11 protein-coding genes are annotated in these 13,871 nt (G+C 68.2%); 4 read left to right on the top strand and 7 right to left on the bottom strand.

The window, feature by feature from the left end:
• Nucleotides 1-13 precede the first annotated feature (13 nt).
• The 3 genes from cysS to ACGFNJ_RS36260 all read left to right on the top strand — a co-directional run bounded on the left by cysS (nucleotide 14) and on the right by ACGFNJ_RS36260 (nucleotide 2,849).
• Nucleotides 14-1,444: a cysteine--tRNA ligase gene (gene cysS, locus ACGFNJ_RS36270; RefSeq protein WP_393459047.1), complete on the top strand. Its 1,431-nt coding sequence runs from the start codon at nucleotides 14-16 to the stop codon at nucleotides 1,442-1,444.
• Nucleotides 1,444-2,424 (top strand): 23S rRNA (guanosine(2251)-2'-O)-methyltransferase RlmB, encoded by a 981-nt coding sequence (rlmB, locus tag ACGFNJ_RS36265; protein WP_393459044.1) that lies wholly within the window; start codon nucleotides 1,444-1,446, stop codon nucleotides 2,422-2,424. The genes cysS and rlmB overlap by 1 nt, the downstream gene beginning before the upstream one ends.
• Nucleotides 2,425-2,570: 146 nt before the next feature.
• Nucleotides 2,571-2,849 (top strand): DUF4190 domain-containing protein, encoded by a 279-nt coding sequence (locus tag ACGFNJ_RS36260; protein ID WP_393459041.1) that lies wholly within the window; start codon nucleotides 2,571-2,573, stop codon nucleotides 2,847-2,849.
• Here ACGFNJ_RS36260 and ACGFNJ_RS36255 read toward each other — a convergent pair.
• The 7 genes from ACGFNJ_RS36255 to kstR all read right to left on the bottom strand — a co-directional run bounded on the left by ACGFNJ_RS36255 (nucleotide 2,846) and on the right by kstR (nucleotide 11,535).
• The gene (locus tag ACGFNJ_RS36255; RefSeq protein ID WP_393459038.1) at nucleotides 2,846-3,652 is read right to left on the bottom strand and encodes an enoyl-CoA hydratase/isomerase family protein; all 807 of its coding nucleotides are present in this window, start codon (nucleotides 3,650-3,652) and stop codon (nucleotides 2,846-2,848) included. The two genes, ACGFNJ_RS36260 and ACGFNJ_RS36255, sit on opposite strands and share 4 nt — an antisense overlap.
• Nucleotides 3,653-3,698: 46 nt before the next feature.
• Complete coding sequence (locus ACGFNJ_RS36250; RefSeq protein ID WP_393459035.1) at nucleotides 3,699-4,886, bottom strand: acyl-CoA dehydrogenase family protein; 1,188 nt, start codon at nucleotides 4,884-4,886, stop codon at nucleotides 3,699-3,701.
• 151 nt (nucleotides 4,887-5,037) lie between these two features.
• The gene (locus ACGFNJ_RS36245; protein WP_393459275.1) at nucleotides 5,038-5,874 is read right to left on the bottom strand and encodes a metal ABC transporter permease; all 837 of its coding nucleotides are present in this window, start codon (nucleotides 5,872-5,874) and stop codon (nucleotides 5,038-5,040) included.
• A gap of 29 nt (nucleotides 5,875-5,903) precedes the next feature.
• A complete protein-coding gene (locus ACGFNJ_RS36240) occupies nucleotides 5,904-6,806 on the bottom strand; it encodes a metal ABC transporter ATP-binding protein (protein WP_393459272.1) in 903 nt (300 codons plus the stop codon).
• Nucleotides 6,807-6,835: 29 nt separating this feature from the next.
• Nucleotides 6,836-7,720, bottom strand: coding sequence for a metal ABC transporter solute-binding protein, Zn/Mn family (locus ACGFNJ_RS36235; protein ID WP_393459032.1), 885 nt, complete (start codon nucleotides 7,718-7,720; stop codon nucleotides 6,836-6,838).
• A gap of 188 nt (nucleotides 7,721-7,908) precedes the next feature.
• Nucleotides 7,909-10,479, bottom strand: coding sequence for a trehalose-phosphatase (gene otsB, locus ACGFNJ_RS36230; RefSeq protein ID WP_393459029.1), 2,571 nt, complete (start codon nucleotides 10,477-10,479; stop codon nucleotides 7,909-7,911).
• 411 nt (nucleotides 10,480-10,890) lie between these two features.
• Entirely contained in the window at nucleotides 10,891-11,535 is a 645-nt protein-coding gene (gene kstR / locus ACGFNJ_RS36225) for a cholesterol catabolism transcriptional regulator KstR (protein WP_069165439.1), read from the bottom strand.
• Between the two features lie 143 nt (nucleotides 11,536-11,678).
• Between kstR and ACGFNJ_RS36220 the strand changes: the two genes are divergently transcribed.
• Nucleotides 11,679-13,847, top strand: coding sequence for an acyl-CoA dehydrogenase family protein (locus ACGFNJ_RS36220; protein ID WP_393459025.1), 2,169 nt, complete (start codon nucleotides 11,679-11,681; stop codon nucleotides 13,845-13,847).
• Nucleotides 13,848-13,871 lie beyond the last annotated feature (24 nt).

The raw sequence follows: 13,871 nt of genomic DNA, 5'->3' as shown, positions 1-13,871 counted from the left end.
AGGATCGATCGCCGTGACGCTGCGCCTTTTTGACACCGACACGCGGACCTTGCGCGACTTCGCGCCGTTGGTCCCCGGCCGTGCCTCGGTGTACCTGTGTGGTGCCACCGTGCAGGGCGAGCCGCACATCGGCCATGTGCGCAGCGGTGTCGCGTTCGATGTGCTGCGCCGCTGGCTGCTCGCACACGATTACGACGTCCTGTTCATCCGCAACGTCACCGACATCGAGGACAAGATCCTCACCAAGGCCGGCGAGGCGGGCAGGCCGTGGTGGGAGTGGGCCGCCACCTACGAGCGCGCCTTCGACAAGGCCTACGAGACCCTCGGCGTGCTGCCGCCGTCCGCGGAACCCCGTGCGACAGGCCACATCACGCAGATGGTCGACCTGATGCAGCGGTTGATCGAGCGCGGGCACGCCTACGCTTCGCAAGGCAACGTCTACTTCGACGTGGTCAGCTTTCCCGAGTACGGCAGCCTGTCCGGGCACCGGCTCGACGATGTGCACCAGGGCGAGAGTGCGGGCGAGGGTAAACGCGACGCGCGCGACTTCACCCTGTGGAAGGCGGCCAAGCCCGGCGAGCCGACGTGGCCGTCGCCGTGGGGGCCGGGTCGTCCCGGCTGGCACCTGGAATGCTCCGCGATGGCCGAGTTCTACCTCGGCCCGGAATTCGATATCCATTGCGGCGGTATGGATCTGGTGTTCCCGCACCACGAGAACGAGATCGCCCAGTCCAAGGCGGCAGGCGATGGCTTCGCGCGCTACTGGCTGCACAACGGCTGGGTCACCCTCGGCGGCGAGAAGATGTCCAAGTCGCTCGGCAACGTGCTTTCGGTGCCGAACGTGCTCAAGCAGGTGCGTGCCGTCGAGCTCCGGTTCTACCTCGGCCAGGCGCACTACCGCTCGATGCTGGAGTACTCGGACAAGGCACTGCAGGACGCGGCCCAGACCTATCAGCGCATCGAGGCCTTCGTGCACCGGACCGCCGAGCGGGCAGGCGAGATCACGGTGGGCAAGTGGACCGATGCGTTCGCCGCGCACATCGACGACGACCTCGCCGTGCCGAAGGCGCTCGCCGAGATTCATCGCGTCGTGCACGAGGGCAACAAGGCGCTCGAGTCCGGTGCGCTCGACAGCGCACGGGACCTGGCCGGACAGGTCCGAGCCATGCTCGGTATCCTTGGCGTCGACCCGTTGGATCCGCACTGGTTCAGTCCACGCGACTCGTCGGCGGCACTCGGCGCGCTCGACGTGCTGGTGCGTGCCGAGCTCGACCGCCGTCAACAGGCACGAGCAGCGAAGGATTGGGCCAGCGCCGACGCAGCCCGCGATCGATTGCAGGCAGCAGGAATCGAGGTCACCGACACACCGAACGGGCCGGAATGGGCCCTTGGCGCTGCACAGGACTCGGCACCGGATGCGCCACAATCTGGAAAGGCCGGTTAATGGCAGGCAATTCGCAGCGTCGTGGTGCGATCCGCAAGGGCGGAACCAAGAAGGGCGCTGTCGTCGGCTCCGGCGGTAAGCGCAGGCGCGGGCTGGAGGGTCGCGGCGCGACCCCGCCCGCCGAGGCGCGCACCAAGCATCCCGCAGCCAAGCGGGCGGCCGCCGCGGCGAAGGCCGCGGCAGCGGGCAAGGGTAGTGCACGCGGCAGCGCGGGCCGCCCGGCCGGGCGCAAGAACGACGACGGTCCCGAGATGGTGCTCGGCCGCAACCCGGTGGTCGAATGCCTGCGGGCCGGCGTGCCCGCCGCGGCGCTGTACGTCGCCCTCGGCGCCGAGAACGACGAGCGGCTCACCGAGAGCGTGAAGCTGGCCGCTGACGCCGGCATCTCGATCCTCGAGGTGCCGCGTTCGGATCTGGATCGGTTGAGCGCCAACGGATTGCACCAGGGCGTCGGGCTGCAGGTGCCGCCGTACCGCTACGCGCACCCGGACGACCTGCTCGCCGTGGTCCGTGATTCCGTGGAACCCGCACTGCTGGTGGCGCTGGACAACATCTCCGATCCGCGCAACCTCGGCGCCGTGATCCGCTCGGTCGCCGCGTTCGGCGGCCAGGGTGTGCTGATCCCGCAGCGGCGCAGCGCGAGCGTCACCGCGGTCGCATGGCGCACCAGCGCGGGCGCCGCGGCCAGGCTTCCGGTTGCTCGTGCCACGAATCTGACTCGCACGCTGAAGGATTGGGCTTCGCAGGGCATCCAGGTGGTCGGCCTCGACGCGGGTGGCGACACCACCCTCGACGACTTCGACGGTCGTGAACCCACGGTCATCGTGGTCGGCTCGGAAGGCAAGGGTCTTTCGCGGCTGGTTCGGGAGAACTGCGATTCGATCCTCGGCATCCCGATGGCGGGACCGGTCGAATCGCTCAACGCCTCTGTTGCCGCGGGCGTGGTGCTCGCCGAAATCGCGCGCCAGCGCAGGGCTTGACGCACACCATTCAGCGTTCCCGCCCACCGAGTCGCGGGCGATTCGGTGGGCGAGTCGGCGAACCAGGTACGGCTGTTGGTACGAAACGCCCCTAGCCACACGGCAATAGACGTGGCAGCGCGATCTTCCCCCGTAGAATTCGGGGCGTGGTGATACCCAACCAGCCCATCGGGAACCCCGTCGAGCATCCGAATGCGACGGCGGTGCTGTTCCTCGGCGCCGCCAGCGTGCTCTGCTGCGGCGTGCTCGGGCCGGTCGCATGGGCGATGGGCAAGCGCGCGCTCGACCAGATCGAGGAATCACACGGCGCCTACGGCGGCCGCGTTCAGGTGATGGTCGGATACATCCTCGGGATCATCGGAACCATCCTGATGGTCATCTTCGGTGTGCTGTTCTTCCTGATCCTGATCGGCGGCAACGCTTAATCGAGACTGGGACGCTGCTTGTCGTTGTCGTCCCAGGCAGGCCACTCCTCGCTGACACTGCCGGTCCAATGCGGTTGCCTGCGTTCCTTGAACGCCGCCATCGCCTCGCCGCCATCGATGCTTTTGCCGACATGGTCGTTCAAGTCGCTCTCCAGCTGACCGACCATGGCCGGGCTCATCCCGAGCCCCTCCCACAGCAGCCGCTTCGACATCGCCACCGGCAGCGGCGCCGACCCGTTGGCGATGTCGTGCGCGATGGCCAGCGCCATCGGCAACACCTCGCCACCCGGCATCGACCCATTGGCCAGGCCCATCGCCTTGGCCTCATCGCCGTCGAACGTGCGGCCAGTGAGCATTATGTCGGCGGCATTGGCCATGCCGACCAGCCGCGGCAGCGTCCAATGCGCGTAGCCGTCCGCGACAACGCCGCGCCGAACCTGATTGAGCCCGTAAATCGCATCACGCGCCATGTACCGCAGATCGCATTGCAACGCGAGAGCAAGCCCGATGCCGACCGCATGCCCGTTCACCGCGGCAATCACCGGCTTACGCACCCGCCACGGAGCAGGCTCGATGGTGGCGCTGACATCGCCGACCCGATTCGATAGATCCGCACCCGCACAAAACGCGGGCGGCGTACCGGTCACGACGACAACCCGGATCGAATCCTCCACATCGCAACGCTGCAACGCGGCACTCAGTTCAGCGGCCATCGTCGGCGTGACGGCATTCTGCTGAGCGGGCCGATTGAGCGTGAGCACGGCGATGCCCGCAGAGACATCGACGAGCAATTCCGAACTCATGCAGCGATGTTAGCTCTGTTGGATTGGCCCCGCCTGCGGCTCGTTATTACCCGCGCAACACCTGGCGGCCGATGGCGTACTTGTGGACCTCGGTGGGGCCGTCGTAGAGGCGGAAGGCGCGGATGTCGCGGAAGATCATTTCGACGACGGTTTCGTCGCTGATGCCGATGCCGCCGAGTACCTGGACGCAGCGGTCGGCGACCTTGAACAGTTCTTCGGAGACGAACGACTTGGCGATGGAGCTTTCGTGCCGCGCTTTTTCGCCCTTGTCCATCAGCCAGCAGGCGTGCCAGATGGTGAGGCGGCACTGGTGCAGGGCAACTTCGTTGTCCGCCAACATGAACGAGACGCCCTCGTGTTCGCCGATGGGCTTGCCGAAGGCGGTGCGGGTGCGCGCGTGCTGGACCGCGATGCTCTGCGCGCGCTCGGCGGCGCCGAGCCAGCGCATGCAGTGGGTGAGGCGGGCGGGGGCCAGCCGGAGCTGGGCGTAGCGCAGTGCCTGGCCTGCGTCACCGAGCAGGGTCGACGTCGGCAGGGTCAGGTTGTCGAAGCGGACGACACCGTGCCCGGCCACGTAGTTGCGGTCCATCGTGTTCATGGTGCGTTCGATGACGATGCCCGGCTGGTCGCCGTCGGTGAGGAAGAGGGTCGGGCCGGGCTGCAGTCCGGCGTCGGCCAGGTGCGGGCCCTCGACGAGCTTGGCCATGATGATCCAGGTCTTGGCGCCGTTCGCGCCGGTGATCAACCATTTGCGCCCGTTGATGACGAAGTTCTCGCCGTCGAACACCGCCTCGGTGGCCAGCTGTGCCGGGTCCGAGCCCGCGCCGTCCGGCTCGGTCATCGCGAACACCGAGCGCTGGTGTCCGGCGATCACCGGCGCGAGGTAGCGCTCGACCTGGTCCGGGTTCGCGATCTTGGACAGCAGGAACATGTTGCCCTCGTCGGGCGCCGCACAGTTCATCGCGATCGGCCCGAGGGTGGACCAGCCTGCGGCTTCATAGATCACCGCCTGTTCGATGTGGGTGAGCCCGCGCCCGCCGAGCGCCTCCGGCGCCTGCACGGTGAGCAGCTTCTCCGCCCGCGCCAGCTCGACCAGCTCTTGCCGCAGTTCGTCGGTCGGTCCGTGCGCGGTGAGCCGCGGATCCCGCTCGAACGGCACGATCTTGTCGATGACGAACTGGCGGACTCGATCGCGTTCGGCGACGAGCTCGGCGGGAATCGAGAAGTCGATCATCGGTGCTCACCAATCGTTCGGGGGTGCGTGCGTCGAGCATACGAAACGTACGCGGAGTGACTGAAGGCAGCTGCCCTCACCGGCTGTCAGCGACCGGCTGTGGGCTGCCAGAGCGAGTGCGGATTCGCAGAAAGGGTGCGGATTGCTGGGGTCAGCGGACGTGGGCGAGCTTGCGTCGTCTGGTGCCGAATACTCGGCAGACCAGGTAGATCAGGAACGACAGCGTCGTGACGAAGGTGGAGACCGGGACGCCGGGGGCCAGGGACAGGAGAATGCCACCCACTGCGGCGATTTCGGCGAACACCACCGCGAGCACGGTGGCGCGCACCGGGTTCGCGGTCAGCTGTGCCGCCGCGGCGGCGGGGGTGATCAACAGGGCGAGGACGAGCAGTGCGCCGACGATCTGGACGCCGAACGCCGCGGTGATGCCGAGCAGCACCGCGAAGACGATCGACAGCGCGCGCACCGGAACACCGCGCGCCACCGCCACTTCCGGGTCGGAGCTGGAGAAGAGCAGGGGACGGTAGACGATGGCGAGCACCACAAGCACGCCGACCGTGCAGGCCGCCAGCAGGCCGAGGCCGCCGTTGCCGACGCTGACCACCTGGCCGGTCAACAGCGAGAACTTCGATCCGGCACGGTCCGGGCCGAGCCACAGGAACAGCACGGACAACCCGAGGCCGAACGACAGCACCACCGCGATCACCGAATCACGTTCTCTGGCACGGGTGCCGAGGATGCCGAACAGGACGGCAGCGACCACCGATCCGGCGATGGCGCCGACCCCGACGCCGATCCCGGCGAGCAGCGCGGCGGCGGCGCCGGTCAGCGACAGCTCACTGGTGCCGTGCACCGCGAACGACATCTGCCTGCTGATGATCAGCGGCCCGATCACCCCGGACAGCAGCCCGAGCAGTGCGGCGGCGAGCACCGCCTGCTGGACGAAGTCGTAGGAGAGCAGGCTCGCGGTCGTGCTGAAGTCGAACATCTTCGACAGGACGCCGGACAGTTTGTCGATCACGGGCGGACCACGCTCGCCGGATCGGCCGCCGAAACCGTTGCCCGGCTGGGGGAGTCGCCGCGATACCCGTCGTCGTGGCAGTGCGCGCCTGCCGTGCCGAGCGCATCCATGGTGTCTCCGGTGCCGACGACCACCAGCCGCCCGCGGACGCGAAGCACATCGACCTCGGTCTGGTACAGCTCGGACAGCACCTCGGAGGTCATCACCTCGTCGGGCGTTCCGATCCGGAATTTGCCGTCGACCAGGTACAGCACCCGATCGACCAGCGGCAGAATCGGATTGATCTCGTGCGTCACGAAAAGCACTGCGGTGTCGTGGCTGCGCCTGCGCTTGTCGATCAGCTCCGCAACCAGTCGCTGATTGGCCAGGTCGAGGCTCAGCAGCGGCTCGTCGCACAGCAGCACTTTCGGATCGCCGACCAGCGCCTGGGCCACCCGTAGCCGCTGCTGCTCGCCGCCGGACATGGTTTCCAGCGGCGTGTGCGCGAACCGTTGCGCGCCGACCGCGGCAATCGCATCGGCGACCCTGCGCTTGCGCTCCGCCCGTGCCCTGAGCCCGAGCCCCCAGCGGTGCCCGTCGTAGCCGAGCCCGACGAGATCGACGCCGCGGAGCTGCACGCCTGCGTCGATCGTCTTCTGTTGCGGCACATAGCCGATGTCGGGATTGCCGGTGCGTGCGGGCGTGCCTGCGATCTCGGCGGTGCCTGTGCTCAGGCCGAGCTGGCCGAGCAGCACCTTCAACAACGAGGTCTTGCCGGATCCGTTGGGCCCGAGCACCGCGACGAATTCGCCGGGCGCGATGTCGAGGTCCAGATCCTGCCAGAGCGTGCGGTCGCCGAACGACAACCCGGCCCCGTGCAGCCGGACCGCCGAAGCTGCTGCTCGCGTGTTCTCGGTCAGCGCGGCCCCCTGGCTCGGTGCGGTCGTGGTCAACGCAGTGCCGCGGCGAGTGCCTGGGCGTTCTTGGTCTGCCACTGAATGTAATCCAGGCCGGCAGGCAGGGTTTCGGTCACCTCGACGACGGCCAGCCCGCTCGTCTGCGCGACCGAACGCAAGTCCTTGGTGATCTTGTCCTGGGTCTGCACGTTGTAGACGAGCGCGCGAACCTGCTTGCCGGTCAACAGTTCCCTGGTCGCGGCGACCGCGGCGGGCGCGGGGTCGGTCTCCTGCTCGATCGCCTCCTGGAACTCGTGCGGCGTCCGATCCTCGACGCCTGCGACGAGCAGCAGGTAGTGCGCGAGCGGTTCGGTCTGCAGCACCGGGGTTTTCGGGTGCTCGCCTGCGACCTTGCTTGCGATCGTGGTGATTTCGGCCAGTCCGCTCTTGAAGGTCGCGGCCCGCTCGGCGAAGGCGGCGGCGCTGCCTGGCGCGAGCTCGCCGAGGTTCGCGGCGATCCGGTCGGCCACCGCGGCGACGGTGCTGAGGTCGTAGAAGACGTGCTCGTTGCTGTCGCTCTTGTTCGGCCGCAGCTCGAACGCGTCGACGGTCCGCTTGGCGCGCCCGGCCACCGCTTTTTCGGCGAACTCGTCGTAGCCGCCGCCGTTGTAGACGACCAGGTCGGCGTCGCGGAGCTTGGCCGATTCGACGGCGGAGGTCTCGTGCGAGTGCGGGTCGGCGGTGGGGTCGGCGATGATCGATTCGACCGTGGCGTCCGGACCCGCGATCGTCGCGGCGATGTTGCCCCAGACATTGGTCGAGGCGATGACGGTCGGCTTGCCGGAATCCTTCGCGCCATCGCCGCAGGCGGTGAGGGCGAACGCGGTGGCAATTCCGACCGTGGCACCTAAGAACCGAATGGCAATCTTCGTCTTCATCCGGTTACTCCTGTGGTGCCTCACAGCTGGTGGAGCACTCGAGCGGGTGACACAACTCAGCTTAATGGAAATGGTTTCTGTTTTACTTTATCAAGTACTCGGCGTGAACACGAGCCGGGCCCGTTGTCGGCCGACGCGCGCAGGCGCGGCCGTCAACGGGCCCGGGGAGAACTGTCGGTGGCGGTTGGCTAAACGAGCGCCTCCACCGGGTGGCCGAGCAGCTGCGCGCAGCGCAGCAAGCCGAGGTGGCTGTAGGCCTGCGGATGATTGCCGAGCGAGCGTTCGGCCACCGGGTCGTACTCCTCGCTGAGCAGTCCGGTCGGCCCCGCGACGTCGACCAGCTGGGCGAACAACGCCTCGGCGTCCGAACGCTTCCCGATCAGCAGGTACGCCTCGACCAGCCAGGCCGCGCAGAGGTGGAAGCCACCCTCGCCGCCGGGCAGGCCGTCGTCGTGGTGGTAGCGGTACACCGTTGAGCCGCTCCGCAATTCGGCCTCGGTCGCGACAACGGTCGCGGCGAAGCGCGGATCGGACGGATCGATCAGCCCGCTGAGCCCGATGTGCAGGGTCGCCGCGTCCAGGTCGGTGCCGTCGTAGGCGGCGGTGAACGACTGGACCTCGTCGTTCCAGCCCTTCGACTTCACCTCGTCGGAAATGGTTTCGCGCAACACCTGCCACGCCGGATCGACCTCGCGGTCGAACTTCTGCGCGAGCGTGAGCGCCCGGTCGACGGTCAGCCAGCCCATCACCTTCGAGTACACGTGATGGCGCGGGTTACCGCGGATCTCCCAGATGCCGTGGTCGGGTTCCTGCCAGCGCCGCTGCACCGCGGAAACCATGGCGCGCACCAGTTCCCAGTCCGCGTCCGGCAGCGCCTGCGCCGGATCGGTGATCCCCTTCAGCTCGCGTGCCTGCGCCAGGCTCGCGATGAGATCGACGATCGGGCCGAACACGTCCAGCTGCACCTGCATGTTCGCGGCGTTGCCGACGCGGACCGGGCGCGAACCCGCGTAACCGGGCAGCTGGTCGATCACCGCCTCGGGCGGCAGCGTCTCGCCGTACAGCGTGTACAGCGGGTGCAGGCGTTCGGGGCCTGGCAGTGTTTCGAGCACCCGGTGCACCCAGTCGAGGAAGTGTTCGGCCTCGTGCAACGAGCCGAGCGAAACCAGTGCCTGCGCGGTCAGCGACGCGTCACGCAGCCAGCAGTACCGGTAGTCCCAGTTGCGCACGCCGCCAATGTCTTCCGGCAGCGAGGTGGTGGCCGCGGCCAGGATGGACCCGGACGGTGCGTGCACGAGCCCGCGCAGCGTCAACGCCGAGCGCTTCATCAGATCCGGCTTCAGCGGCGGCAATTGCAGCGTGCCTGCCCACTGCGACCAGTAGCGCTCCGCCTCGCGGCGACGATCGAGCTCCGGTGTCGCCGCGGGCGTGAGATCCGAGGTGCCGCAGCGCATTTCCAGCACGATCGGACCCTTCGACGGGTCGATGACCGCGCGGGCGGAATCGTGGGTGCCGTCGCTGAGGATCTGCCAGACCAGCCCTGGCGAGCGCAGCACCATCGGATCGTTGGTGCCGAGCACGCGCAGGCCGTTCTCGTCCGCTTCGATGCTCACCGGCACCTGCCCGAACTCCGGACGCGGTGCGAAGGTGACGACGGCACGCGCGTCACCGGTGATCACCCTGGTCAGGTCGGTGCGGGTCGGGTCGACGTCGTGCGGCAGGTAGTCGACCACTTGCAAACTGGCCCAGCGGGTTTCGACGGTCATCGTGCTGTCGATGTAGCGCTGCGAGAGCGGAAGGCCCGGCCGTTCCGGCTCGATGGTGAAGTGGCCTGCCTGCGGTCCGCCGAGCAGATGCGCGAACACCGCGGCCGAATCCGGTTCGGGGTGGCAGAACCAGGTGACCGTCGCGTCCGGGGTCAGCAGCGCCACCGAGCGCGGGCTGGCCAGCATGGTCAGCCGCTCGATCCGGGGCGCGCTGGCGCCTGCCAGCCAGGTGCGCCGCTCCTCGAGCAGAAAGGCCAGTGCCAGCGACACGTCCTCGGTGCTGTCGACGCGGTAGCTGGCGCCGCTCTCGCCCTCGCCGACCTTGATGCCGATGTCGGGGCCGGACAGCACGCGGAAGGCCTTCTCGTCGGTGACGTCGTCGCCGAAGAACACCGCGGCCGACGCGCCTTCCTGGTGCCGGACGGTGTTGAGTGCGGTGCCCTTGTCGGTCTGCACCACGGCGAGTTCGATGACGGCTTTGCCCTCGGTCACCTGCACGCCGAACCAGCACGCCGGGCCCTGACGGACCTGGGTCAGCGCCCGGCGCCCGATCTCCGGGCTCGCGTTGCGCACGTGCAGTGCGACGCTGGCCGGTTTGATCTCGACGGTGACGCCGGGGTTCTCCGCGGCGACCTGGGTCAGCACCGTCTGCACCTCTTGCAGAAGGTGTTTGGCGTCATTATCGATGGCGTGCACGAAGCCGACGTCGAATTCCGAGCCGTGGCTACCGATCAGCTGCACCTCGACGGGAAGTCGCGACAACGCGGCGAGGTCCCGCAGCGCGCGGCCGGAAATGACCGCGGCGGTCGTGCCGGTGAGCCCGGCGAGCGCGCGCAACGCGCTCACCGATTCCCGGTGCGGGAAGGCCTTCGCCGGGTCGGACACGATGGGTGCAAGCGTCCCGTCGTAGTCCGACGCGACCAAGAGTCGTGGCACGCGCGCGACCGTCGACAGTGCACGACGAAGTTCCAGTGGCAAATCCTGTGCGCTCACGCATCCAACCTAGTGATCGGAGGAGGTTTTTCTCAGGGGCGGGCAGAACAATACTGGGTTTCGTTTGCCGCACCGACGCCCGCCGCTGTGCGTGCGTTGCGTCCAATTCTCCGTGACGACAACCGAGCCCGCTCGGGGGCCGGATGTTTTCCGGTCCAGGCGGGCAGTGACTGGTGACTTCACCGTATGCGCAGCGGCGATGCCGGAGGAACGCGGGTCACGAACGGCGCGCGCAAAACTCGTGCAAACGAGCCGGTGCGCGGGTGGTGGCGCGGCGCGCTCTCGCGTGCTCGCGCGCACCCATCCGCGTGAGTGTGATTTTCGGCACCAGGGCGGCGATCGCCGCGAATTTGCCAGGTATGTGCTGACTGTCCGGTGCCGGGACCGCCGATCCGGTCGGCGGGTGTTTTCCTAGCTGCGGTCGCCGAGCAGCAGATCGACGGTGAGCTCGAGCCGCTCGGTCACGTCGGTCGCGGAGGCGCGCCTGGTCAGCCAGGCCACCAGGTTCGAAAGCCAGACATCGCTGATCACCCTGGCGATCGCCAGCTGCCGCTCGGTGGGTTCGCCGTCGTTCATGGCGCGGGCGAAGACGCGATCCATCACCTTGCCGACCCGATCGACCTCGGCGGCCGCCGACGCGTCGGCGAACATGAACGCGCGGGTCATCGCCTCGGTGAGCAGCGGGTCGCGCTGCATCATCCTGGTGATCTGGGTGAGCAGCAGGTGCATCCGCTCCTGTGGCGACTGTCCGGCAAGCGGCTTGCGCTTGCCCTCGATCGTCTCGAATTCCCTGGACAGCGCGGACACCAAAAGGTGCACCTTCGAGGGGAAATACCGGTACAGCGTCCCGACTGCGACATCGGCGCGTTCGGCCACCGCGCGCATCTGCACCGCGTCGTATCCGCCTTTGGAGGCCAGCGCCATGGTCGCGTCCAGGATGCGCTTGCGCCGTTCCCGCTGCGCGGCCGAGCTCAGCTCGTCTTCACTGAGCGTGGTGACCGTCGCGGTAGCCGCTGGGGTCGAGTCAGCAGGCTGCGATCGGGAGGGACTGGCCATTGATGAGAGTCCTTTCCGGAAACGTTCGTGTACTGGCCCGGCGTATCGGTTTCGGCTCCGCGGTCGTCTCTTGACTTCCGCACAGCTAGGATATTAGAACATGTTCTAGGTGTGGGAGTCACGCCGGGAAGGCGGTACGGAGTGTGACCATCGCCACCACTGACGAGCATAAAGCCGTCCAGGAGTCGATGCGCGGGTGGGCCGGATCGGTGCGGCCAATTGCAACAATGCGGACCGATCCGTCTGCGTTCTGGCGCGCGTATTGGCCGGGTCTTGCCGATCTCGGGATCTTCCGGGTCGCGCTGCCCGAGGACGTGGGCGGTGCGGGCGGATCGGTCGCCGACCTCGCCGTGTTGGTCGAGCAGGCCGCGCACGATCTGGTCGGCGGACCGGTGCTGACGACGGCATTGGCCAATCTGATCACCGCGGGACGGCTGGACGAACGCCAACCGTGCGGCGTTGCGCTGGACTTCGTTGTCGGCGCGCCGGTTTCACTCGACGCGAGCGTACCCGCCGGTACGGCGGAACTGGTGCTCACGGGTACCTGGGACTCGGTGCTCGGCGCCGCACCGGATACCGCGGTGCTGCTTCCGGTTTCGGTGCCGGACGGCGGCCTGCGGTGGGTGCTGCTGCCACCGGGCGCCGAAGGGCTTCGGATCGAACCGCTTTCGCCGCTCGACCTGAGCACGCCGCTGGCCAGGGTGCAGTGCGCCGAAGTGCGTGTGCGCGCCGACCAGGTCTTCATTGCGCCGCACGCGGTCGAGGATCTGCTTGTCGTGCTTGTCGCCGCCGAACTGGCCGGGCTGGCCGGGTGGTGCCTGGAGACCGCGGTCGAATACGCCAAGGTGCGTACCCAATTCGGGCGCAAAATCGGCGCGTTCCAGGCGGTCAAGCACATCTGCGCCTGGATGCTGTGCCGGACCGAGCTGATCCGTGCGGTCGCGGCGGACGCTGCGGCGGCGGTGGACGAGGGCGGCGCCGAGCTGCCGGTGGCGGCCGCGATCGCGGCGGCCATCGCGCTGGACGCGGCGGTGGACACCGCGAAGGACTGTATCCAGGTGCTCGGCGGCATCGGCTTCACCTGGGAGCACGATGCGCATCTGTACCTGCGCCGCGCGACCGCGCTGCGCCAATTGCTCGGCGGGTCGGCGCACTGGCGGGCCAGGCTGACCGAGCTGACCCGCGCAGGCAGGCGGCGCACCACCGGGGCGGATCAGATCTTGGCCGCCGAAGGTGTTGCGGCCGTTGACGGTAGCCAGGTCGACGAGCTGGCGGCGGAGGTCGCGCGGATCGCCGCGCTGCCCGTCGACCAGCAGCACACCGCGTTGGTCGAGGCGGGTCTGGTGATGCCGCACTGGCCGCAGCCGTACGGCCGCGGCGCGGATCCGATGACCGGCCTGCTGATTTCGGAGCAGCTGAGCCGCGCGGGCGTGGCGGTGCCCGACCTCGCGATCGCGGGCTGGGCCATTCCTACCCTGTTCCAGCACGGCACCACCGAGCAGATCGACCGGTTCGCGTGGCCGACGCTGCGCGGCGAGATCGTCTGGTGCCAGCTGTTCAGCGAGCCGGAGGCCGGATCCGATCTGGCCGCGCTGCGCACCACCGCCAAGAAGGTCGACGGCGGCTGGGTGTTGCGCGGGCAGAAGGTGTGGTCCTCGCTGGCCGACCGGGCGAACTGGGCGATCTGCCTGGCGCGCACCGATCCCGATGCGGCCAAACACCGTGGCATCAGCTACTTCCTGGTCGATATGCGCACTGCGGGCATCGAAGTGCGGCCGCTGGTGCAGATCACCGGCGAGGCGCGCTTCACCGAGGTGTTCCTCGACGACGTTTTCGTGCCGGACGACTGCCTGGTCGGCGCCTTGCACAACGGCTGGAAGATCGCCCGTTCGACGCTGTCGACCGAGCGAGTGGCCATGGGCGGCAACGGCATCGGGCCCGCGCTGGAGGAACTGATCGCGAAATCGGCGGCCACCGGTCCCGGTGCGGAACTGGTGAACGACCGGCTCGGCGGTTTCGTCGCCGAGGCCGTCGCCGGACTGCTCATCGAACAGCGCGCCGCCGTCGCGATGCTGGCGGGCGGCGATCCCGGTGCGCAGAGCAGCGTGCGCAAACTGGTCGGGGTGCGGCACCGGCAGGCTGTCGCGGAATTCGCGGTCGAAACGGCAGGTCCCGCCGCTGCGCAGGACTCCGAGGTGGTAAAAGAATTCCTTCTCACCCGCTGTTTGACGATCGCCGGCGGTACCGAACAGATCCTGTTGACCGTGGCTGGTGAGCGGATTCTCGGGCTACCTCGCGACACGGACAGCTAAGCGACGAGGAACTGGGAGTAATTG

It is taken from the genome of Nocardia sp. NPDC049149 (assembly GCF_043197455.1).
Lineage (GTDB): Bacteria > Actinomycetota > Actinomycetes > Mycobacteriales > Mycobacteriaceae > Nocardia.
The sequence above is the reverse complement of the archived record's forward strand: the minus strand, read 5'-3'. Positions and strand labels throughout refer to the sequence as shown.